At 46.1% G+C, this 25,281-nt stretch carries 14 protein-coding genes; 12 read left to right on the top strand and 2 right to left on the bottom strand.

The window, feature by feature from the left end; translation table 11 throughout:
• Positions 1-148: 148 nt before the first annotated feature.
• Positions 149-2,905, bottom strand: coding sequence for an endo-beta-N-acetylglucosaminidase (locus tag ASD24_RS26690; protein WP_056702412.1), 2,757 nt, complete (start codon positions 2,903-2,905; stop codon positions 149-151).
• Positions 2,906-3,118: 213 nt separating this feature from the next.
• Here ASD24_RS26690 and ASD24_RS26695 point away from each other — a divergent pair, with 213 nt between their 5' ends.
• The 11 genes from ASD24_RS26695 (at position 3,119) to dnaI (ending at position 24,424) form a co-directional block, all read left to right on the top strand.
• Positions 3,119-4,948, top strand: a complete 1,830-nt coding sequence (locus tag ASD24_RS26695; RefSeq protein WP_056702415.1) for a sensor histidine kinase — start codon at positions 3,119-3,121, stop codon at positions 4,946-4,948.
• A 1-nt stretch (position 4,949) separates the two neighbouring features.
• Positions 4,950-6,467, top strand: a complete 1,518-nt coding sequence (locus ASD24_RS26700) for a response regulator transcription factor (protein ID WP_056702418.1) — start codon at positions 4,950-4,952, stop codon at positions 6,465-6,467.
• 280 nt (positions 6,468-6,747) lie between these two features.
• A complete protein-coding gene (locus tag ASD24_RS26705) occupies positions 6,748-8,220 on the top strand; it encodes an ABC transporter substrate-binding protein (protein WP_056702420.1) in 1,473 nt (490 codons plus the stop codon).
• Positions 8,221-8,298: 78 nt separating this feature from the next.
• The gene (locus ASD24_RS26710; RefSeq protein ID WP_056702423.1) at positions 8,299-9,228 is read left to right on the top strand and encodes an ABC transporter permease; all 930 of its coding nucleotides are present in this window, start codon (positions 8,299-8,301) and stop codon (positions 9,226-9,228) included.
• Positions 9,229-9,252: 24 nt separating this feature from the next.
• Positions 9,253-10,173, top strand: coding sequence for a carbohydrate ABC transporter permease (locus ASD24_RS26715; RefSeq protein ID WP_056702430.1), 921 nt, complete (start codon positions 9,253-9,255; stop codon positions 10,171-10,173).
• 33 nt (positions 10,174-10,206) lie between these two features.
• A complete protein-coding gene (locus ASD24_RS26720) occupies positions 10,207-12,525 on the top strand; it encodes a glycoside hydrolase family 3 N-terminal domain-containing protein (RefSeq protein WP_200956204.1) in 2,319 nt (772 codons plus the stop codon).
• Between the two features lie 3 nt (positions 12,526-12,528).
• Positions 12,529-15,636, top strand: coding sequence for an alpha-mannosidase (locus tag ASD24_RS26725; protein ID WP_056702432.1), 3,108 nt, complete (start codon positions 12,529-12,531; stop codon positions 15,634-15,636).
• Between the two features lie 255 nt (positions 15,637-15,891).
• Positions 15,892-17,211: a glycoside hydrolase family 125 protein gene (locus ASD24_RS26730; protein ID WP_056702434.1), complete on the top strand. Its 1,320-nt coding sequence runs from the start codon at positions 15,892-15,894 to the stop codon at positions 17,209-17,211.
• Positions 17,212-17,222: 11 nt separating this feature from the next.
• Entirely contained in the window at positions 17,223-20,381 is a 3,159-nt protein-coding gene (locus ASD24_RS26735) for a beta-galactosidase (RefSeq protein ID WP_056702870.1), read from the top strand.
• A 4-nt stretch (positions 20,382-20,385) separates the two neighbouring features.
• Positions 20,386-23,250, top strand: a complete 2,865-nt coding sequence (locus ASD24_RS26740; RefSeq protein ID WP_082560586.1) for an alpha-mannosidase — start codon at positions 20,386-20,388, stop codon at positions 23,248-23,250.
• Between the two features lie 223 nt (positions 23,251-23,473).
• On the top strand, positions 23,474-24,424 hold the full coding sequence (gene dnaI / locus ASD24_RS26745) for a primosomal protein DnaI (RefSeq protein WP_056702437.1): 951 nt from the start codon (positions 23,474-23,476) through the stop codon (positions 24,422-24,424).
• Positions 24,425-24,526: 102 nt separating this feature from the next.
• Here the strand turns inward: dnaI and ASD24_RS30490 are convergent, their stop codons facing one another.
• Positions 24,527-24,682: a YqzM family protein gene (locus tag ASD24_RS30490; RefSeq protein WP_095292061.1), complete on the bottom strand. Its 156-nt coding sequence runs from the start codon at positions 24,680-24,682 to the stop codon at positions 24,527-24,529.
• A gap of 251 nt (positions 24,683-24,933) precedes the next feature.
• On the opposite strand from ASD24_RS30490, the gene trxA reads away from it, so the two are divergent.
• Positions 24,934-25,251: a thioredoxin gene (trxA, locus tag ASD24_RS26750; protein ID WP_056702439.1), complete on the top strand. Its 318-nt coding sequence runs from the start codon at positions 24,934-24,936 to the stop codon at positions 25,249-25,251.
• Positions 25,252-25,281: the final 30 nt, after the last annotated feature.

Here is a 25,281-nt window from a genome sequence, read left to right on the forward strand (position 1 = left end):
ATATAAAGGCAGATTCCTCGTGAGAGGAACCGCCTAATATAAGAGCAAAACATACAGCCCTTCAACTTCCTGATCGAAGTGAAGGGCTGTATGTTTTCTCTCGTTATACAGGGTGCTCGAAGTATATCTCAGACAATCTCATATCATGCTACCTCAGAATTGTTGTCGCCTGATTACCTGCGTAGTCTTCAATAACCAGCTTCAATGAGCTACTACTGGATGAAGGGGTGAAGGTCAGTTCACTGAGCTTCGTTCTGCCCCGAATGATATACGGGAACTTCTGCGTAACATAAGTGACTCCGAATTCACGTGCTACCCCATTTTCATACACATAGATTTTGTACCAGTCCTCCAAGTCAGGCAGGGCAAGTGTGTATTTGCCTTCTTTTATCGTAACTTTATCTTTGGGGTATGGGGTAACCTGGAGATCTGCCAGTTTACCAGTATAGGTTACCGGAGCATGATCGCCAACGGCGATATTTAATACGTAATGTTCACCATTGGTCGGAAGTCCTGTCAGTTTGGCAGACGGTTTGCTATTTCTAATTTGGAGTGTCTTAGTAAAAGGTTCATTGGTATATTCCGTTTCCAGTGTAAGCTTGATGGGATCATTACCTTTAGATTTCTTAGGTTTCTTCCAGCTAACGATAGCATCACCATTCGACTGGAACTTCACGTCAATATCTTGAACTGCAGTATTTAAATTATAAGGTAGAACGGCTGCTTCACTCTCGGTACCGTCTGCCCCTACAGCTCGTATGGATAGTTCACCAGACCGCTGTTGAAGTGATTTAATGTAAAACGTGGAATCATAAACACCGCCAACAAATGTACCATTTTCATATATATTGTATTGCTTGACCTCTGAATAGTCCTTCATATCCCATGCGACGACCAGTTCATCGGTATTGGTTAATGCTTTGGTAATATGGAAGCCAGTAGGAGCGTCGGGTACAATCGCTGAACCGTCAGTAATTCGGATCTGACCAATGTTCATCTGATAATTTTCAATTGTTGTATGGTTCGGATCAAAGGAAAGTCCGAAAGCGGCAATCGTCTTACCTTGATATGCATTTAAATCCAGTGAAACAGTCTCCCAGCCTGCGGTACGTTTACCCGAATTAGGCACATTAACGTAGACTACGTTCTCGGGTGCGTCTTGGAAGATTAACCCTACGCGTAGAGAGGAAGCATCATCAGTAGACGGCTTGTTATATGTCAATTCCAGTTTCGATTGCGCGTTGACGGACAGATCAGTCTTATACAGACGAAGGAAGTTGTCTGCGCTGAGTGTACCGTTTACCACAAGAGAGCTGCCACCTTTGAATGCGCCAATGGCGTCATAGTTATATCTAGCGCCTTTTTCATAGGTTGGACCATAGTCGAAATCTACACTGAGTTTGCTGCCCTGACTATCCATCCACCATTGCCAGGTGACAGGAATGTCCTGAATGTTGATGTTGGACCACTCTTTATCATTGGATACAGCACCATTCAGATAATATTGTAGGCCATGCCCAGTATTGAAGCTGGTTGCAAAGTTGGAGCCGTCGATGACGGAGCGCTCTGTAAGGTATGCGGCAATACCATCCCAGTTGGCACCAGATGCATACACATCCGATAGGTTAGCTGTGGCGTTGCGTCGTGCATTCGTAGGATCCTGATTCGGGCCAGACCACCAAGCACGATCACGAACAAAGGTCATCCATTGGTACTCATCCTCTGCCCGATGATTGGTGCTACCGTCGCCCATCTCTTCATCTAGAGCGTTATGGGTGAAGTCCGCACCTAAGGTTGCAATGCTGTTCATCGGTTGACCGTTCTCATCCAAGTTGTTACGTAGATCATAGGATTGCTTCCAGCGTCCAAACTTGTCATGTCCACCTTCAACACCAGCGAATACTGTTTCTAGTGGGTCAAGTCCTAGGCTGATGGCATGGTCTCGTGAATCGCGAAGCATATTGTGGTTCCACACATAATTCAAAAAGATTGAATCAGAGACTCTACCTAGAATCGAATCTTGGACAAAGGGACTGTTGAGTCCGTTAAATTCGTTCTGATATTGAATTTTGCCGGTCGTATTAATAGTGGAATCGTACCACTGCACATATAAACCTTGATCTCTTAGATACTTCATGAATTTTTTGTACGATGGGATATCCTCTGGAGCTACACCACGGGCAACCTCCTCCTGATTGAAGAAATATCCGTCATAGTTGTAGTATTCCGCCATCTCGGCTAATTTCTCAGCTACAGGGAAGTTACCATTTTCGTCTTGGATCAGCATTTGTTTATAAGTCTGAGGGCCGCGGTCATTATCGGAGAAAAAGATGTTGGCAATGGACTTCACGCCATTCTTGTGAGCTGCGTTGGTGTAAGCTGGGTTGGGAATGTTCAGAATGCCAAATTCAAAATACTTTTCCGTCCATTCCTTGCTTGGGTCGTATAACTCTTCAGGAACTCCAGCTGACGCCATGCCGTGCCAGTAGCTGTAGTAGTCCGTATATTGCCAATAATTAAAGAGGTATTGACTGAATTCGTTGGTATATGGCGTGCTATCAAAGAAAGCATTACCATAATCACCACTCATCGTGAATAGTTGGGTGTCTGGATTAAGCTCGGGATAAGCTTGTGTGGCAGCAAATGCCTCATTCCGCGGTTGCAAGGGAACATGGGCACGAAGTAGTTCTCCATAGATATCACTTTCGGGTGTCCAGTTCAGAATCTGAGCAGCGGTATACCCATGCTGATAGGGCTGATTAACCCCCTTGGCACTTTCGCCAGTATAAGGGAGCGTGTCTCCTGCATACACAGACGAGGCTAGAACCTGTCCGAGCAGTGCAGTTGTGAGCATCATGGACGTTACTTTGGGCATGAAGCCTTTCGGTTTGATTTTACGTGTCATGCTGTTCCTCCTTCAAGTGGGATGAATGTAAGGCTTTCTTTTACAGAAAGCTAAACTTACTGGTTAACGATAGTGTATAAAAGCGTTTTCAAATAGGGCGAAATTAAAGAAACACATGTATAAATTAAAGAAAAGTTCAAGGTGTTCGGTCTATGTGAGGGGGCGAATGATATAATTCAATACAGAAAAACAGCATCGGAGGGAACCCGTGAGTTGAAAATTGTTAGCGTTTACAATAATTTCTTCAAAAATAATATGTTTATGAAAATGCTGTTAATCTTCTCGATGATTTCGATTGTTACGATCATAACGCTGTCTTATCTTATCTTTCTATCTGTATCTGATTCGACCATTCGCCGGGAGCTGGCCATTCAGAAAGCCGCGATGGAGCATGTGGATCGAACCATTCATCAGCAATTTGAAGCAGTGCAAAACATGGTGAGGGACATGCATCAGAATGAGGCATTATCCACCAATATCACCTACCTGATGAACCACACATATGCGGAGTATGTTCAACATTTAACGAATGGTTATTATGCCAATCAAGATGATTATTCGGCAGATGTGCTTAAGCATTTTCAGAATATCATGGATCGCAATGCAGAGATTAATCATCTGATGTTATACAGTGCTGAGCAGCAGGATCTGTCTGTCTTTAATCAAAACAAGCAGTTCCGCAAGCTGAGTACCAATGCTGCTCACTCTTACATCCCTGACGTGATGGCGATGGAGACGCCTAATATCAGTGCCCCGAATCTATGGATTCGTAAAGAGATCAAGCAATGGGATCCTGCGCTGTATGCCATTCGTGTTCCGATTAATGACTCGCATACGCTTCGTAATCTCGGGCAGTTTCTCGTGTTCTATGATTCAAAAGGAATCGGTAATGCGCTCGATAACTATGACAGCAATCTAAAGGGAGACATCGTGGTGCTATCAGCCAAAGGCACAGTGTTATTTGACTCCAATAACAATTATTACGGGAAGAAGTACCCTTATGTGAATATGGCTGATTCACTGTTTGACCAGACAGATATGGACGAGATGAAAAAAGAGCAGAACATGTATGTCAATAAGTTCGTCTCGGCAGATCAGGGCTATGTCGTCATTGGCACGGTTCCTGTGGAAGAAATGGCTGAAGCCTATGCGGGTATTCGAAATACCATCGTCTCCATTAGTATCGTATGTCTTTTATTCGCTGTACTCGTTCCGGCATTTTTCATTATCAACTTTGCGAAGCGTACCCGGCGGATTATTCGCTTCACCCAAAAAGTAAAATACGGGAATTTGCAAGCGCGTATTGATGATGCAAGGGATGATGAGCTTGGGCAAATTTCGCATAGCTTCAACGATATGTTGGACGAGCTTAACCTATATATTGAGCGAGTGTACAAAGCTGAGATCAAACAGAAGGAGACCGAGCTCGTCGCGCTACAGGCACGTATTAATCCGCATTTTCTCTATAATACGCTTGAAGTCATTCGGATGAGAGCCATATCTCAGGGGGCTAGAGATGTGGGTGAGATGATCTACAGTCTATCTGTACTATTCAAGAGCTTGGTTCAACAGAAGAAAAATTACACATTGAAAGATGAGATGGAGGCTTGCCGTTTATATCTGGAGCTGTTTCGTATCCGCTACAAGGATATATTCATCTATACAATCCAGATGGATTCTATTTTTTATCAGCATCCCGTGGTCAAGCTTTCTCTACAGCCAATTATTGAAAATTATGTCGTTCATGGAATTCGCACAGAACGCTCGGACAATCGGTTATCCATCGTTGTGCAAGAGAAGGGCGATATCGTACAGGTAGAGGTCAGGGACAACGGAAAGGGCATTGAGTCTTCACGTCTGACAGAGATTCTGGAAGAGTTGGAACGTCCTGAAGAGTCAGGTCAGATGTTTGGACTGCGAAGTGTCCATAGTCGGTTGCGCTACTTATACGGGCCCGAGTTCGGAATTACGATAGAGAGCACTTTAGGAGAAGGGACACGAATCACGGTACGTTATCCACATACAGAAAGGAAGGGTGTGTAATATGTATAAAGTATTTATTGTAGATGATGAGCCATTCATCATTGAAGGGTTATACGATATTGTGGACTGGTCTTCATTTGGGTTGGAGATCGTGAATCATGCGGGTAATGGGCAAGCAGCCCTCGAAACACTATCTTCTCAATCTGTGGACATTCTCATTACGGATATATCGATGCCCATGATGAATGGCTTAGATCTAATTCGCGAAGCAAGACGACTGCAGCCTGAGGTTAAAGTGATTATTCTCAGTGGTTTCAATGAATTCGAATACTTAAAAGAAGGCATGAAACTTGGCATTGAGAATTATTTGCTTAAACCAATTAATGTGGAAGAATTGGAATCGACACTGGCCAATACGGCTTCCAAACTAGATCGTGCCGTTTCACCTAAACTAAATAATGATGCCTATGGTATCCAGATTCTGAAGGACAATATCCTGCACCGCTGGTTAACAGGACAGATTGCAGATACTGAATTTGAGGAACGTGCCCGGTTTATGAACATTTCGCTGGGAGCGTCAAATGTTGCCGTTGCTATCCTGCGTAATAAGGATCAAGGGCCAACCTCAGACGTATTTGAACAAGTAGAGCAGTTGCTAAGGGATAAGCCTTATTTCAGCGTGTTTCATGATATAGATGGAGATATTGTCATTGTCGCCAATGTTGATGGAGATGATGAGCAGAGCTTGATGGAGAGGATAAAGGAACTATATGAAGCGATCTCGGTAACACATCCTGCACTGCGAATAGGGATGGGACGATTGATGCAAGGGTTATATCATGCACCGTCCAGTTATGCAGATGCCAAGACAGCACTTCAGTATGTCATGATCTATCCTGATCTGAAAATTATTGATTATGCCGTGTTAGACAAATGTGGAAATCAGGCGGCTACGTTCTTTATTGATTGGAGGGATTATGCCAAGCTTATTCTGTCCCGCAATGTCGAACAGCTTGCTAACCGCATTCGCACAGATTTTGAACAACACCGTGATGGACTTACGCCAGGGGAGCTTCAGAATACCGCATTGGAAGTAGTTATTCGTTTCAAAATGGAGCTAGAGGCGATTAAACATTCGGATGAAACGGCGATGTATCAAGAGGGGCTTCGTCTTGTATTAGATAGTGATACCTTTGATGAACTGGTGTTAGCCATTCAGCAGGTGGGTCTAAAGACCATTCAATCCTTGCTACAGGATTTGAAAAATCCGATCGTGAATCAGGTGCTTCAGCATATCGACAAACATTACGCAGACGAGCTCTCCTTGAAGCTGCTAGGAGCCCATTATCATTTGCATCCCGTATATCTGGGGCAATTGTTTCATAAGGAGACAGGTGAGACGTTTGCTGAATACCTCAATAAATACCGGATTGAACGTGCGAAGGAGCAATTACGCAATTCCAATCTGAAGGTTCATGAGATCGCCCGGAATGTAGGGTATTGGGAGACCGGATATTTCTACAAACAATTCCGCAAGTATGTGGGGATTTCACCGACTGATTTTAAAGTGTTTGGATGATGTAGGATTAGAGAATTAAGCTGCGAAATGACAGAATAAAAAAAGGCATTCAGATAAATAGTGGCATGAAAAGAATTAAGTGCCATATGTTACCTGGCATGTCTCTTTTGTGTAAGCGTTTTATTGAAATGAGAAAAAATTGAATGATATAATCTGTTTCTCTTTAATTTGTACCTCGAAACCTTAAGTTTATCTTCTTTTTGTAAATGCTTTCATTCGATAAGGTTAATGTAGTTAGTTTGTAACGCTGAAGGGAACACGAAAAGGGAGGGTCATAAAAATGAGTAAATCAAAAAAACGTTTCTCACTCGTTCTTGCATTGTTAATGGCTGTTACGCTTGTTCTTAGTGCATGCGGGGGGAGCAAAGAGGCCTCAGAATCCGGAGGAGCGGGAGATGACTCGGTCGAGTTGATCTGGTACACCATTGGTACACCGCAAAAGGATGTTAATAAAGTTATGGAGGAAGTTAGCAAGTACACCAAAGAAAAGATTAATGCCACAGTGACAATGAAGATGGTTGACTGGGGTGATTATCCACAGAAGATGCAGGTTAACGTAGCGTCTGGTGAACCAATGGATATCTTGTTTACTGCTTCTGGTGGATTCGATTATGTCCTAAATGCGAGAAAAGGTGCATTCATGGAACTAGATGAGTTGCTTCCTGAGTACGGTAAGGAGCTGATGGATACAATCGATCCGGCATTCCTTAGTGGTTCCAAGGTAGACGGACACAATTACGGTATTCCAGCCAACAAAGAGTTGCCACAGCAAGAGGTATGGCGTTTCAACCAGACCTTACTAGATAAATACAAGCTGGATATCTCCGGCATTCGAACGTTAGACAGTTTAGAGCCTCTGCTCAAAACGATCAAGGAAAATGAGCCAAGTGTTACACCATTTGCTATGGATAAGAACTATGTCCCTTATGTGCCATATGACTATGTCATCCAGAACCTCCCAATGGCAATCAAATTGGACACAACAGACTACAAAATCGTGAATGTCTTAGAAGCACCTGAGATGAAAGAAGCACTTACCACCATGAATAAATACTATAAGGCTGGTTATGTATCGGCAGAAGCTGCAACGACAGGCTCTACGAACGATCTCACGACATCCGGTAACTGGTTCCTTGATCGTGCACAGACACAACCAATGGCAGATAACCAATGGTCTGCAAGCTATGGATATCCGGTTGTTTCCACACCAGCAAGTGATGCAATTATTACAAATACATCTGTACAAGGATCAATTATGGCAATCTCAGCGAATTCGGAATATCCAGAGAAAGCAATGGAATTCTTGAACCTTCTGAATACAGATCCGGTTCTCCGCAATATGGTTGACTCCGGGATCGAGGGCACGCATTACAAAAAAGTAGATGACACCCACATGGAGAATCTGCCTGAATCGAAAAACTACGATATGCCTTCATACTCCCTCGGGAATAACATGCTGCTGTATCTGAACAGCAATGACCCGGACAACAAATGGGATGAGTTCAAAAAGTTTAATGCTGAAGGTGTGAATTCTCCGATCCTCAGCTTCAACTTTGATGCGAGCAATGTATCCGCTGAACTTACGGCTGTACAGAACGTGAAAGAGCAATATTGGGCAGCTTTGATGACAGGTACACTAGACCCGGCAACCAATCTGGATCAAGTGATTGAGAAATTCAATCAAGCCGGACTGGAGAAAGTAATGGCTGAAGCCCAAAGCCAACTGGACGCCTGGAGAGCGGAAAACAAGTAAACGTAATTTGTAAGGATCGGGCGGCTGCTTATCGCGTCCGATCTTTTTTTATTCAGAGCTTGAAGGAGGATATCCACAATGACTACATTTTTGAAAAATCTGATTAGAAACCGAGTCATGTTGTTTATGGTACTGCCTGGTGCCATCTGGTTTTTCTTCTTCTCTTATCTTCCACTCGTGGGCACGGTGGCTGCTTTCAAGGAATATCGAGTCAGTCGCGAAGGCTTTTGGGCAAGTCTGATCAAGAGTGAATGGGTAGGCTGGGACAATTTCAAATTTCTATTCAGCACAAATGACGCATGGCTGATTACGCGAAATACCCTCTTTTATAATATCGCCATTATTTTTTTAGGGCTGGTTTTTGCAGTAGGGTTAGCGATTCTACTCTCGGAACTCATTAATAAACGGTTAGCTAAGTTATATCAAACAGGGATGTTTCTTCCCTACTTTTTGTCCTGGGTTATCGTTGGTTACTTCGTCTTCAGCTTCCTGAGCATGGATCGAGGGATGTTGAATCAGATTATTGGCTGGTTTGGAATGGAGCCGATTCAGTGGTACTCCGAGGCTAAGTATTGGCCGTATATTCTAGTTTTTGTCGCATTATGGAAAACCATTGGTTACAACAGCATCGTGTACCTAGCATCTATTCTGGGGATTGATCGTTCGCTGTATGAAGCAGCCATGATCGATGGAGCGAACAAATGGCAGCAGATTCGCAACATTACGATCCCATTGCTGTCACCGATCATTACCATTATGACCTTGCTGGCCGTAGGCCGCATCTTCTATGCCGACTTTGGACTGTTCTATCAGGTGCCAAGGGACTCGGGTACGCTCTTCTCGGTTACGAATGTTATTGATACGTATGTCTATCGTGGCTTGAAAACAAGCGGAGAGATTGGAATGAGTACAGCTGCTGGATTGTATCAGTCCATTGTGGGCTTTGTGCTTGTAATCATCTCCAACTATGTCGTTCGCAAAATCGATAAAGACAGCAGTTTATTCTAGAACCAGAGAAAGGAGTGAACCATTATGGCTCAAGCTCAACTTGTTAAAAAACGCGACTTCCACCATGTATCTAGTGGCTGGAACGTGATGATGAACCTCATTGCCGGTCTATTCGCTCTGATCTGTGTGTTTCCTTTTATTTTTGTCGTTATTATCTCGTTTACGGATGAGAAGGTGCTGGCTCGTGACGGTTACCGACTGATTCCTGCTGAGTGGAGCCTTGCGGCCTATCAGTTTGTCTGGCAGAGTGGCGACACATTGCTACGTGCTTATGGTGTGACTATTTTGGTGACCGTGCTTGGTACGATCATCAGTCTAATTCTGATGTCTCTGTATGCTTATGCGATTTCACGTAAGAGCTTCCGTTATCGGAGATTCTTCTCCATTTTTGCTATTCTGACGATGTTGTTTAACGGCGGGATGATCCCGACCTATATGGTTGTATCCCAATTGCTTGGACTAAAGGATACCGTATGGGCACTTATACTGCCACTTGCGATGAACGCCTTCTACATTATGATTCTTCGTACATTCTACTCTACGAGTGTGCCTGATGCCGTTATTGAGTCAGCACGAATTGATGGTGCAGGCGAATTTTATACATTTATGAAAATTGTAATTCCATTGTCCTTGCCAGGTCTGGCGACCATTGGACTCTTTAGTACACTCGGCTACTGGAACGATTGGTTTAATGCGCTCTTATACATTGATAACCCCAATCTGGTTCCTCTGCAATCGATGCTGATGCGGATTGAATCAAGCATCCAGTTTATCCAGCAAAACTCGGCCAACAGTTCAATGAGTCTAGCAGCGATGCAGTCCATTCCACAGGATACGTCGAGGATGGCGATGGTTGTGCTTGCAACATTGCCGATTATATTCGCATATCCATTCTTCCAGCGTTATTTCGTGCAGGGATTGACGGTGGGAGCAGTCAAAGAATAACCGAATCACGCGATAGGATTGGAGAGATGCAGGATGATGATTTATAAGGACGCTAGTAAATCGGTAGCTGAACGGGTAGAGCATTTGCTGAGTCTTATGACAATCGAGGAAAAGATAGGGCAGCTTGTCCAACCCTTCGGTTGGCAGACCTACACGAATAATGAGGGAAACATCACACTAAATGAATCCTTCAAGCAGCAAGTAGAACAGGGGGGCATCGGCTCCCTCTATGGTGCACTTCGGGCAGACCCATGGACTGGCGTTACGCTAGAGAATGGGTTATCTGCGAGAGAAGGGGCAGAAGCAGTTAATCTCATCCAACGTTATGCTATAGAGCATTCTAGACTGGGCATTCCCATTCTTATCGGTGAAGAATGCTCGCATGGACACATGGCGATTGATGGAACCGTCTTTCCAGTTCCTCTTCTGCTGGGGAGCACCTGGAACGTAGATCTGTATCGAGAGATGTGCCGTGCAGTGGCACGAGAGACTCGTGCCCAAGGCGGTGCAGTTACGTATTCACCAGTACTGGATGTCGTGCGTGATCCACGCTGGGGACGTACTGAAGAATGTTTCGGAGAAGATCCGTATCTCATCGGGGAATTGGCCGTTGCTTCGGTGCAGGGACTTCAGGGTGAGAGCCTTGACCAAGAAGACACAGTGGCTGCGACATTGAAGCATTTTGTTGGTTATGGCAGCTCAGAAGGCGGGCGTAATGCAGGGCCTGTGCATATGGGCTGGCGTGAACTGTTGGAAGTTGATCTGTATCCTTTTCATAAAGCGGTGGAGGCTGGTGCGGCCTCTATTATGCCGGCTTACAACGAAATTGATGGTGTACCTTGCACGGTAAATAGCGAATTGCTCGATCGCATATTGCGTAAAGATTGGGGCTTTGAGGGTCTGGTCATTACAGACTGTGGTGCCATTAACATGCTGGCCAGCGGACATGACGTTGCATCCGATGGATTGCATGCATCGGTGCAGGCGATTCAGGCAGGTATTGATATGGAAATGTCTGGCGAGATGTTTGGACAATATCTGAAGCAGGCTGTGGCAGAGGGAAAGCTTGAAGTACAAGTTCTAGATCAGGCTGTCCGTCGTGTACTGGCATTGAAGTTTAGATTAGGGCTATTCGAACAGCCGTATGTGGATGCTGATCAAGCGGCTGAAGTGATTGGAAATGAGCAGCATATCAAGCTTGCTCGTCAATTGGCCGCGGAGGGGGTTGTATTACTCAAAAATGAAGCCGCTACACTCCCGTTATCTATAGCAACGGTAGGACGGATTGCCGTTATTGGACCCAATGCGGATCAAGCATACAATCAACTTGGCGATTACACATCGCCCCAACCGAAGTCCAAGGTACAGACGGTACTGGATGGTATTCGAAGCAAGTTCATGTGTTCTGAGACTGTGCAGTCCTCAGAGCAAGTGCTATATGCACCAGGTTGTCGTATTAGAGGTGATTCAAGGGAAGGATTCGAGCGGGCTATAGAAGTTGCAAGTAAGGCAGATACGGTCATTATGGTCGTGGGTGGCTCCAGTGCCCGTGATTTTGGAGAGGGCACGATTGACCTGAAGACGGGAGCTTCGAAAGTGTCCGATAACACATGGAACGATATGGAGTGCGGCGAAGGGATTGATCGGATGACCTTAGGACTTGCCGGTGTACAACTGGAACTCATTCAGGAGGTCCATAAACTTGGAAAAACACTGGTTGTGGTCTACATCAATGGTCGTCCTATTGCAGAACCGTGGGTTGACGAACATGCCGATGCCATTCTGGAGGCGTGGTACCCAGGTCAAGAGGGAGGACATGCAGTTGCTGACATTCTGTTTGGCGACGTGAATCCTTCAGGCCGTTTGACAATCTCCATCCCTAAGCATGTGGGTCAACTACCAGTCTACTATAACGGTAAACGGTCTCGTGGCAAGCGTTATCTAGAAGAGGATCTGCAGCCGCGTTACTCCTTCGGATATGGCCTCAGCTATACGACCTTTGAATACAGCGAGCCGAAGCTTAGTGCGAATTCCATGACTACGGGTGAATCAGTCACTGTATCGGTGCATGTGACCAACACAGGCAGCTGTGCAGGCGCCGAGGTAGTACAACTGTACATTTCCGATGTCATAAGCTCAATTACCCGGCCAGCGAAGGAACTCAAGGGGTTTGTCAAAGTGAATGTAGAGCCGGGTGAGACACGGAATATTGAATTTTCTATCGGGGCAGAGCAGCTTCAATATATTGGACGCGAGCTGAAGCCTGTTGTTGAAGCGGGACAATTCCACATTCATATCGGTCGCAACGTAAACGATACCCAGATGGTCGAGCTGACCGTAGAGGAGGCGTAAATCTTGGAACGTATCAGACGATTTATTCGTGAGTTATCGGAACGGCAGTGGCTGGAGCAATTGCAGTTGCGCAGTTGGGACATTCACCGCGCTTATTATAATGTACCGGGGGACTACAAGGATCAGGGTGTGTATCTGGAAGGGCAGGATTTCGAGCGGTTTCCAAGCAAGCAGGGAACAACCTATTTCTTCAGAGCACGTTTAGAGATTCCTAACTCTTGGCGGGATGCGCCGTACGGACTGGTCTTTGAAACTGGAGGAGAAGGTTTGTTACGGGTAAATGGACGCTCATATCAAGGGCTGGATCGCAATCATACCTACGTTACGCTTGATCCGTCCCAAGTCGGAATCTCCCCTGAACTGGAAATTGAGATGTTCGATCCAGTTCCTGAACCTGTAGATCCCTTGAATCAACAGGCAGTTATTCAACCACCGATAACTTCGATTACCAGCTTGCTGGTGAGACCGAATGAAGCGGTTCGTAGTCTGATGTACACGGTCACTATTGTACGTGATTCGGCTACATTGCTGCCGGAGAGTGACTTTCGACGGGTACGGTTGCTGGAAGCATTGTATCAGTCCATGGATCAATTCGTTGGCTTAACGGATGAAGAGATTAGGCAAGGAGATCACATTCGTCAGATTGAGAAGAGCTTGAGGCATCAAGTCCATCAGATCGGCGGTAATGCGGAAGGGCTGGAGCATATGGTGGGACAATCACACATTGATATCGCTTGGCTGTGGCCTGTACGCGAGACGGTGCGCAAAACAAGTCGGACCTTCTCCACCGTGGATGCACTAATGAATGAATACCCTGGATATGTCTATTCCCAGAGTCAGCCTTTGCTGTATGCCTTCCTGAAAGAGCATGACCCTGAACTATATGAACGGGTGAAGCAGCGGATTGCGGAGGATCGGTGGGAGTTAGTTGGTGGCATGTGGGTTGAGCCGGATCTAAACATCCCAAGCGGTGAATCCTTGATTCGTCAGATGTTATATGGTCAACGTTTTTATATGGAGGAGTTTGGCAAGACATCGAATATTGAGTGGCTGCCGGATACGTTTGGATACTGTGCGTCTCTTCCCCAGATTCTGAAGCATGGGAATGTCGATTATTTCATGACCACGAAGCTGGGTTGGAACGACACGAATGTATTCCCCTATGATCTCTTTCACTGGGTTGGTATAGACGGAACAGCGATTTTGTCCTACCTCAATCATGGCGTCAATGAACACACCTTGCCGAAGGATATCCACGACCACTGGCAGTCATACCGGGAGAAAGCAGCACATCCCGAGCAAATGCTCTTATATGGACACGGTGATGGTGGTGGCGGGGTAACACGCGAGATGCTGGAGTACGTGGATCGTGCGAGTCTTATGGTAGGCCAGCCTGCAAGTCGATATAGCACAGCCGGAGCCTTTTTTGCTGGAATTGAACAGGAACAGCCCGTTCTTCCAAAGTGGCATGGCGACCTGTATTTGGAGCTTCACCGAGGAACTTATACCACCCATGCACGCAACAAACGCAATAACCGCAAAGCAGAAGTGCTGTATCGTGAAGCCGAATTATGGAGCACTTTCGCTTTTCCGGATATGAGCGTAGACACGGAAGCTGAGATGCGTTCGACACTACATGATGGCTGGAAGCTGATATTGCTGAATCAATTCCATGATATTATTCCAGGCTCGGCCATTACAGAATCTTACGTGACTTCAGATGAGGAATACAGGCAAGTATTTGAACTGGGTACGACTGCTCTACATCAAGGTATCACAGCACTAATGAAGAGAATCGACACACAAGGGCCAGCTGGCTCTGCAGCCTACGTTGTGTTTAACAGTCTCGGGTGGAAACGTAATGCACTCGTTCGTCTTCCATTCCATGATGGCTTTGATCGATATGTTATAGATGGAGAAGGTCAGCGTCTGCAATCAGATCTGGAAGAGGATGGCATGTCCATTCTATTGACAGATATCCCGGCGTTTGGATATAAGACGATCTGGCTGGTACCGGAAAATACAAGGGATACCCATGTACGAGAACTGACGAATCATGCTGGGCAACCGAGTTTTAACGATACATGGGAAACGGCATTTTACCATGTACAGTTTAACGAACGAGGAGAGATCACTCGTTTATGGGATAAGCGCGCAGAGCGAGAGATACTGAAACCAGGTGAACGAGGCAACCAATTTCACTTTTTCCATGACCGTCCGACACTCTGGGATGCTTGGGATATTGATACCCGTTATGAAGATCAGGTCGCTGGTGAAGTGCAGCTGTTGAAGAAAAAGCTGGTGCTAGCGGGAACAACGAAGGATGTGCTGCACTTCCAATGGAAGCTTCACCAATCGGTGATTACGCAGGATGTTGTCTTTTATCATGATTCACCTCGGATCGATTTCGAGACCCATGTGGACTGGAATGAAGAACATAAGCTGCTGAAAGTGAGCTTCCCAATTGATGTAGTAACGTCCAAGGCTACATTCGAAATTCCGTTTGGCGCATTGGAACGGCCAACCCATCGTAACACGAGTTGGGAGCAAGCCCAATATGAAGTCTGTGGACATCGCTTCGCAGATGTATCGGAATACGGATATGGCGTGAGCCTGCTTAATGACTGCAAATACGGCTATGACGTGCAGGGTAGCACGATGCGTTTATCTCTGCTGCGTGCTCCGAAATGGCCTGACCGAACAGCTGACCTTGGAGAGCATACATTCACATATTCACTGTACCCGCATGAAGGAGATTGGCAGCAAGCACATATCGTCCGTCAAGCAGCCGAACTGAATCATGAACTAACTGTCCAGCATACAGAACAGAGTGAAGGTGATCTTCCGGCAAGAGGAAGCTGGATCCATTTGGATAGTCATCATGTCGTGCTGGATACCGTTAAACCGGCAGAGGACGGCTACGGACAGGTGCTTCGTTTCTATGAATCTTCAGGTACCCGGGAACGTGTAACTCTGCAATGGTCGCATGGGTTGGAGCAAGCCTGTCTCTCCAATGCTTTGGAGGAGGTTGGCGAGCCGTTAAATATCACCAATGGTCAGATCACACTGACCTTTGACCCTTACGAGATTAAAACGGTGCTACTGCGCTAAACGTTTTTGAAATACTCTCTGGGCTATGTATGTTCAGCTCTTTATTCACACGTTAACGAAGAGGACAGAAAAAACCTGAAGAAGCGTAGCGGTCGCCTTTATCCCCGGATTTTACCCTTTAGAAAAGTGAATCAAAAATCTGGGGGTAAGAGCGATCGTAAGGTTATTCTGTCATCGCAGTGCCTGGTGTGAGTATTACTGGTGAGTTTACATAGCTAAACATCATTCAATTTATTTAGAGGAGTGCATTCATCTATGGAACAATTCAGATTACCGAAAATACCGATGCCACCTGTTGCTTTGCCACAATCCATTCAGGCGGTATTGGAAGAAGCGGAACAGAAGCTGGCTCACCGACCGAAGCTGCTTCAGTTATTCAAGAACTGTTTTCCCAATACCATTGAGACAACAACGAAGTTAATGGAGGATGGTACCACGTTTGTTATTACTGGGGATATTCCAGCTTCCTGGCTGCGTGATTCTGTGGAACAGGTGATACACTATCTTCCGTTTGCCAAGGAAGACGAGGATCTGCAACGCATGATTGGTGGGCTGATTAAGCGTCACATCCAATATGTGCACATTGATCCGTATGCGAATGCCTTCAACGAAACCGCTAATGATTGGCACTGGAACACAACGGACGAGACGGACATGTCGCCATGGGTATGGGAACGCAAATTTGAGATCGACTCCTTATGCTTCGTTGTGAGATTGGCGTATTTATATTGGAAAGAAACGGAACTGACGGATATTTTCGATACCAGCTTCAAGGCAGCGATGCGTAAAATGATTGATCTGTTCAAAGTCGAACAGCACCATATGGAGCAATCCCCTTATCGTTTCACACGTAATAATGGCATCCCAACAGACTCTCTCCGTAATCAAGGGAAGGGTATGCCTGTAAATTATACGGGAATGATCTGGTCAGGCTTCCGTTCCAGTGACGATGCGTGTGACTTCCACTACAACATTCCAGGGAATATGTTTGCGGTTGTTGCTTTGCGCCAGATGCAGGAGTTTGCGGAATGGGTGTTCAGAGATATGGCATTGTTGCAGGAGCTTAAGGATCTGGAACAGGATGTAGATCATGGTATTCAATTGTACGGTATTTATCGACACCCTGAATTTGGACCGATCTATGCGTACGAAACGGATGGCTACGGGAACTATTGTCTGATGGACGATGCGGGTACACCTGGACTCATGTCTATTCCATATCTCGGTTACGTTACAGCGGATGATCCAATTTATCAAAACACTCGCCGGTTTGCTCTAAGTAAAGAGAATCCTTTCTATTATGAGGGCAAAGTTGCCAAAGGAATCGGCAGTCCGCACACACCACCGAATTACATCTGGCATATGGGCTTGTCGATGCAAGGATTGACTGCACAATCAGACGAGGAAAAGCTGGAGATTATTCGCATGCTTGAAGCGACAGATGCGGACAGCGGTTATATGCATGAAGGGTTTCATGCGGATGATCCAACCATTTTTACACGAAAATGGTTTGCATGGTCGAACAGCCTGTTCTCCCAGTTGATTTATAAATCGATGAAGGCCGGCCTGCTATGAGCAATGCACAGATGAATAATTCCAAATGGATCATTTTTGCTGACCCGAATTTTCCGGTAGAGAGCGCTCTACCTTCTAAGCAGGCTGTGGATACATGGCAAGCGACACAAGAGATTGTTGTTGCAGATGCGCATCAACTAGCTGAGCTGCTAAATTCCACCGCAGGTGAAGGCTGTCTGGTGAATCTGCACGCGCCCTATTTTCCCAAATCAGCATGGACAGCAATTATCGCCTATCTACAGCAGGGAGGGAGCCTGATCAGTGTCGGTGGGGCGCCTTTCAAGCGACCTGTACGAGATGAGGCTGGAGCATGGATCGTGGAATCGGAGCAAACAGCATATCATCAAGAACTGTACATCCATGAGGCATTAAGTGTATCTTCAGCCAAAGTTCAAACGATCACTGCCACAGAACAAATTCCTCTTCTTGCTGGCAAAGAGGGACTGTTTCAGATCGCTGACACATGGAATCTAGTTCCGCACACGACAAAAAACAGTGATCTACCTCACCAGATGGGTTCGGCTGGAACGATGAGTACACAGATCTACCCGCTGCTGTGCGGATGGAGTAAGGACGAACGTAAAATCTCAGCTCCTGTTGTGTTATGGGAAAATTCACGCAGTACGTTTAGTGGTTCACGCTGGATGTTTGTCCATGTGCCACTTACGACCTCCTTTTGGGAGCAGGATGGTGCAACGGAAATGTTGAGATGGGCACAGTTCTGTGCCAAAGGAGTAACCGAGCTGTCCTTGAAACCGAATTATGCTACTTACGAGCCTGGTGAACTACCCGTTTTGACCCTCCAAAGCCAGATCTTAAAACGTACTGGGCAAAGGCGTATGTCGACAGAGTGGTGGACGTTTGATGTAACGATTGAACGGGAGATTCGTGCAAAAGGCACATCTGAAAACGTATGGAGTCATCAGATCGAGACGGAGATTTCTGATGAACAGCAATTCATTCGCCTGCCCCTTCCAATGGCCGTGAAGCCTGGACTATACCGCATCATATGTCGAGCACAGGCAGCGAACGGGGAAGTTCGAATTTTGCGCCAAGGCTTCTGGGGACACGATGCTCCATTGCTAGAAGAGGGAGAGGTCATCACCCGCAGTAGAGATTATTTTGTAAAAGACGGTCGGCCATTGCCTGTGGTTGGTATGACCTATATGACCTCTGATGTAGCACGTAAATTCCTGTTCTTGCCGAATGCAGACGTATGGGATCGGGATATGGCACAGATGGCGAAAGCGGGCATTAACTGGATTCGGACAGGTATCTGGACAGCCTATCGCAATATGATGCAGGTGGATGGTCATATGGCAGAGGATGTGCTGCGTGCGATTGATGCCTTCCTGTTAACGGCTAAGCGTCACGGCTTGCAGGTAACTTTCACTTTCTTCTCTTTTACACCGGAGACCTGGGAAGGCGCGAATCCATTTTTGGATCCGCAAAGTGTTGAAGCACAGAAGCGGTTTATACGCAGTATCGTCAGTCGGCATAGACATACCACACATGTGGATTGGGATCTGATTAACGAGCCATCGATGTTTGACCCAGTACGTATTTTCTCGGATGGTCCGCGCTCGGCTAGGGATTCGCATGAACAGCAGGCTTTTGTGGAGTGGCTACAACAGCGGCATGAATCGATTGAAGTGCTTCAGGAGGCATGGAACATGTCGCCTCAGCAGCTTCCCCGTTTTGCAGCCGCAGTCATTCCAGAGCCGGAAGACATTAATTTTGACGTACAGGATATGCACAAGGCAAAGAAAGGAACGCGCTGGCTTGATTATTGCCTCTTTTCTATGGAGATGCACAATGCATGGGTTCAAGAACTTGTTCATGCAATTAAGGATCTGGTGCCCAATCATCTGGTCACGGTTGGACAGGATGAATCCCTTGGTGCACAGCGCCCTTCGCCATTCTTTTATGAGCGTGAGGTGGACTACACAACGGTACATTCCTGGTGGCTGAACGATGATCTGATCTGGGATGGCATTTTTACCAAAACGCCACATAAGCCCAATCTCGTCCAGGAGACGGGCATCATGTATGTGGAAACACCGGACGGAAGAGCCAAACGCACAGAGGCGGAACTCCATAACATTCTTGAACGCAAATACGCTTATGCGTTTGCTACAGGGGGGGCAGGAGCGGTGCAATGGATCTGGAATACCAACTTCTATATGGATAATGCGAATGAGTCCCATATCGGAGCACTTCGTGCAGATGGTACGGAGAAACCGGAGGCAGATGTATCGTACGCTTACGGTCGATTTATTGATCAGGTTCGTGATCTCTTCGAGGATCGGGAGCTTGAGGAGATTGCGGTAGTGTTCCCCTATTCTAACGACTTCTCGAACCGTTCCCTGGCTTATGATGCTACAACCAAGCTCACTCGTGTGATATCCTATGATCTCAAATTGCCATTTCGCGCCGTATCGGAGTATCACCTTGAAGCGTTGGAGCAGCAACCACCGAAGCTAGTGATCGTACCGAGCCCACACAATATGGATCGTGATGCATTACGTCAATTGTTTGCGTATACGGAGCAAAAAGGAATAAGTTTGCTCATCACTGGGCCGCTGGGACTGGACGCCTATTGGAAGCCAAATGACTTCGCAGACCATGTCGTGGGTACACGAACATTGGGTAACGTACAGCGTGAAGAACTACTAAATATAAATGGGATGAATCATCGGGTAACTTATGGACGACGTCGCATTGCTGAGGTGGCGAAGGAGACATTATCTGGTCGGGATTATGGCAAGCCGGATGAGGTAACCGTTAAGACCTGGGGAAAAGGTAAATTGATCTGGACGCCGCTACCGCTTGAATTAAACGGACGGGATGAGCCACTGGCAGCGTTGTATCGTTATGCGACCGGTATTGCCGGTGTGCATGAGGAGCTGGAATGGAGATCTGGCGGAGACATTGCGGGCATCTACGGTCGGAAGCTGAGTTTCCCAAAAGGGAATGTATTTGTGTTTGTGTCAGAATCTTCGATAAATCATCAAGTTCAAATAAGAGATAAACGTACCGGCGTTTCGTATACGTTCCAACTGGAGAAAGATCGTTCTGTGCTGTTTGCCACAGGCTCTGATGGCAAGTTGCTTGCCGTGTATCGTCCTGATGAGGTTGAGATTATACAACAAGATGGAGAGGTAGGATAACACGATGACCCAACAACATACAGAACCAACTACACAAGCAGACCAAGATCTAACTACGGAATCAGGAAGTAGACCTCCAAAATCAAAGAGAGCACATATTATCTCACATACGCACTGGGATCGTGAGTGGTACCTGCCGTATGAGAAGCATCATATGCGTTTAGTACAACTGGTAGATTCGCTGTTGGATCAATTGGATGAGGGACTGGATTACAAAAGCTTTTACTTGGATGGGCAGACGATTATTATTGAGGATTACCTTCAGGTTCGTCCAGAGCAGAAGGAACGACTGGAGAAACATATCCGTAACGGAAGAATTGTCATTGGTCCTTGGTACATTTTGCAGGATGCATTCCTGACGAGTGGGGAAGCCAATGTGCGTAATATGCAGGTTGGGCATCAGGATGCCAAGCGTTATGGCACACCCTCGAAGATCGGTTATTTTCCTGATACGTTTGGTCTGGTTGGACAGACCCCGCAGCTCATGCTGCAATCGGGGATTGATAATGTCTTCTTTGGTCGTGGCGTTAAACCTACAGGTTTTAACAATACGGTATCGGATGAAGGATATGAATCCAGTTTCTCCGAGCTGATGTGGGAAGGACCGGATGGATCGAAAGTGCTCGGGGTTTTGTTTGCTAACTGGTACTCGAACGGGAATGAGGTTCCGGTGGATGAGGCGTCAGCTCGGAAGTTCTGGGAAACCAAGCTTGCAGACGCAGAGAAATATGCTTCGACCAATGAGTTGTTGTACATGAACGGTTGTGATCATCAGCCGATCCAGCGGGACCTGCCAGAAGCCATTCGGATGGCGGAACAATTATACCCTGATATTGAGTTTGTTCACTCCAATTTTCCAGATTATCTAGAAGCACTGAGAGGAAATGCTGAACATGAGCTATCCACGGTAAAAGGGGAACTACGTAGTCAGCGTACCGATGGCTGGGGAACCCTTGTGAATACGGCCTCCGCTCGTGTGTATCTCAAACAGATGAATCAATTGGGGCAAGCGATGCTGGAAAAAGTGGCTGAACCACTGGCGTCCTATGCATATATGCTTGGACGTGCCTATCCGCATGATCAACTGACATATGCTTGGAAAACGTTAATGCAAAATCATCCCCATGATAGTATCTGTGGATGCAGTGTGGACGAGGTACATCGCGAAATGGTCACCCGATTCGACAAGAGCCGTCATGTAGCCGAAGCTTTGGTTGAGCAGAGCAGCAGCGAGATCGCTAGCATGGTGGATACATCCATCTTTAGCAGCTATGGCGGGGATGCACGGCCACTCATTACCTTCAATACAACAGGTTGGGAACGTAGTGGTGTGGTACAGATGGAGCTGGATGCTGCGCGTAGATACTTCCGTGATGGCTATTCCTTGGAAGAGATGGCTCTTCAGATGAACGAAATCGATCTATCCAATCGTATTCTAGTTGATGAACATGGGGCATCCGTCCCGTGCACAGTAGAGGATCTTGGTCTGCAATTCGGTTATGATCTACCAGATGATCGCTTTCGCCAGCCATACAGCTGCCGACGGGTCAGAATCACTTTCGAAGCCGAGAAGGTGCCTGCACTTGGCTTGAAGACATATGCCTGGGTTCGCAGTGAAGGGATATTTAATGAAGAAGTTCATGATGGACAACTTTCAAATGAAGCCACATTACAGCATAAAGAGCGTGGTATGGAAAATGAATATCTATCGGTAGTCATTGCAGACAACGGTTCGTTCTCGATCACAGATAAACAGACAGATCGCACATATCATGACCTTGGTATATATGAGGATGTTGGCGATATCGGGAATGAGTATATGTTCAAACAGCCAGAAAACGAAGTGGCTAGGACAACACAAGATCTTGTGGCGGAGATTCGAGTCATTGAGAATACACTCTATCGTATCTCCTACGAAATGGTTCATCATTGGGAGGTTCCTGAGTCGGCAGATGAATTATTGGATCGTGAGCAACGGGAATTGATCTATTATCCATACCGCAAAGCAAAGCGTTCGGGAAGTATGATTCCTTTAGAGATTCGTACTGTTATATCGCTCAGTCGAAGTGGAAAAGGAGTTCACATGGAAACGACGTTTAACAATCAAGCGAAGGATCATCGGGTTCGGGCTCTTTTTCCAACAGATCTGAAGACGGCTGTTCACCGTGCGGATTCCATGTTCGAGATCGCTACAAGGGATAATATACCTGCACCAGAGTGGCAAAATCCTAGCAATACGCAGCATCAGCAGAGCTTTGTGGATGTGAGTGAAGACCAGGCAGGATTAGTCGTTGCCAACTTGGGTCTGAACGAGTATGAAGTCCTTCAGGATGGACGCAATACGATTGCCGTTACCTTACTGCGAGCTGTCGGTGAACTCGGAGACTGGGGATTGTTCCCGACACCAGAAGCCCAATGTCTGGGAGAGCATTCGTTTCAACTGGAGATCATCCCGCATCATGGACATGCTGCAGCTGCAGATGCATACATCGAGGCCTATCAGTTCCAAGTGCCGTGGACACGGGTACAAACTGAAGTACATCCGGGTGATCTCACACCTAGTCATTCCCTACTTGCGTGGCAAGGAGAAGGATTGGCATTTTCATCACTCAAGGTCAATACGGATTCAGGAGATCTGATGCTTCGCTGGTACAACATGACAACAGAAGCGACTACACTGAGACTTGCTGCAACTCCGACAAGCTCACTTTCATGGGAAGCCATGTATAAGAGCAATGTACTGGAGGAAGAGGGAGAGACGTATGAGGCTAGCCAGATTGAAGGGGCTTCATCTGTATCCTTTGCAAGCAAGGAATGGATCATGCAGACGGGAGCATGTGAAATTGTAACCGTGGGTCTTCGGCGTTAATAAGTGCAGGCTTCTAGTTTGTAGGATCTGACAACTGTATCGTATAGAGGGATTGTGCTATTTTCCAGAGGTATCCGCTCAGTTTCAGTTGAGTTATTGGTTGCTTTTCTATAGAATGAACAGTAGAATTACAAAGCGATTGAAGGTTACTGTGCCATCGTAAATGTATAAGTAACTGTTCATTGTTCATTCTATACAGACACCATTAAGGGGGCTTGAAGCCATGGAATCCTTGGGAGGACTGCTTCAGCAGCTTAACCCTTCCTTTCGTGAGCAGTCTCGGCGAATTGCGGCAGAATTGATGGATGATCCATACGTACGCGAGTTCCGTGCGAGTCATCCTGAACTGAAAGATACACAGATGATGACTGATCTGAGCAAGCTGTTTCAGTATGCCAAAGATTCTAAGAACTGTGCGAACTGTCCGGGACTGGACAACTGTCCTAACGATTTTCAGGGTCATTTTTGCAAGCTGGAAGTAGAACATTTTAACGGCAAACCCGAAATTATAGATAAAAAAGCACCTTGCTCCAAACATATTGCTCGGCAGAATGAACATCTGATTAAACAAAGAATACGTAGTTTCTATGTGGATGAGCGTGCCCTAAATGCGGGTTATGATGATGTGGAAATTATGGGCAAGGATCGGATGCGTGCACCAGCGGTAAATCGTGTTCTGCGTTATATTAATGAGACCAAGGAGAACGGATTGTCTCCTCAAGGGCTGTTCCTTGAAGGATCATTTGGAACAGGCAAGACGTTTCTCATGTGTTATTTGTTGCACGAACTGGCAGTCGCCGGTCATACAGGTGTTATCATTTATATGCCTGATTTTGTAGAGGATCTCAAATCGATGATTACGGATGGACAGAAGGTTAAGGAAACGACAGATATTCTGAAGAGCTGTGACCTGCTGATCTTTGATGATATTGGAGCTGAGAATCTGAATCCATGGGTTCGTGACCATGTGATGGGTTCCATACTGAACTACCGTATGAATCGCAAGCCTACGTTCTACACGTCGAATTACAACTTGGAGGGGCTAGAGAAACATCTGAGCTTCACGAGCAAAGACGGCGAGGAAATGAACAAAGGTCAGCGTTTGATGGATCGAATTCGTCCATTTGTAGATGTTGTATCAGTTCGTGGGGAGAATCAACGGGGTAAACGTTGATTCGGATCTGCTTGAACTAAGAATAAAAGTGTTCAGCAAAAAGCCCGGTTTTCGCAATGCGAAAGCCAGGCTTTTTTGGATCTTGCGTGTGACTGTCGTGTTCTATTCGGTTAGGAATTTGAAGATGACCATACCGAAAAAGATCACTGTCATTAGGCCACCCATGCCAGCTACACCCGCAATCAGATCAAATAGATCGTTACGGGGTTCTTCGTTGACATGTTCACGCGGGTCACTGATCCGCACATTTGCATCCATGTGATTGCCTCCTTTGGGGATAAACAGCTAAGGCTGAAACCCGGAGTAATTTTAGTATACTTGGAAAAGAAAGCGTTTGTAAAGATTTTGCATTTACACCTTAAATCAATAATTATGAAGATTTGATGTTCGATAGATGAACATTGTTCCGTTCATTTCACAAGTCAAGAGTACATGTGTTATACTGGAAGTGTCGTTCACGACGTTACAGGTTATAATAACCGTAAGCATATATAAGGAGGACAATTATCATGGCTATTGTTAACGTATCCGATCAATCCTTTAACACTGAAGTCGAAGGAGAAGGAACGGTTCTTGTTGATTTCTGGGCGCCTTGGTGCGGTCCTTGTAAAATGCTCGCTCCAATCCTGGAAGAGCTGTCCACTGAAGTTGGCGATGCAGTGAAAATTGCAAAAGTCAATGTGGATGAAAATCCGGAATCTGCTTCTCGCTTTGGCGTAATGAGCATTCCAACATTGATCTTCTTCAAAGACGGTCAACCGGTTGATAAAGTGGTTGGTCTGAACTCCAAAGATGCACTCAAAGGAATTATTGAGAAACACCAATAAGACATTAGGCTTAACGTTCGCCTCCGGTTT

The organism is Paenibacillus sp. Root52, from assembly GCF_001426865.1.
In the GTDB taxonomy this organism is placed as follows: domain Bacteria; phylum Bacillota; class Bacilli; order Paenibacillales; family Paenibacillaceae; genus Paenibacillus.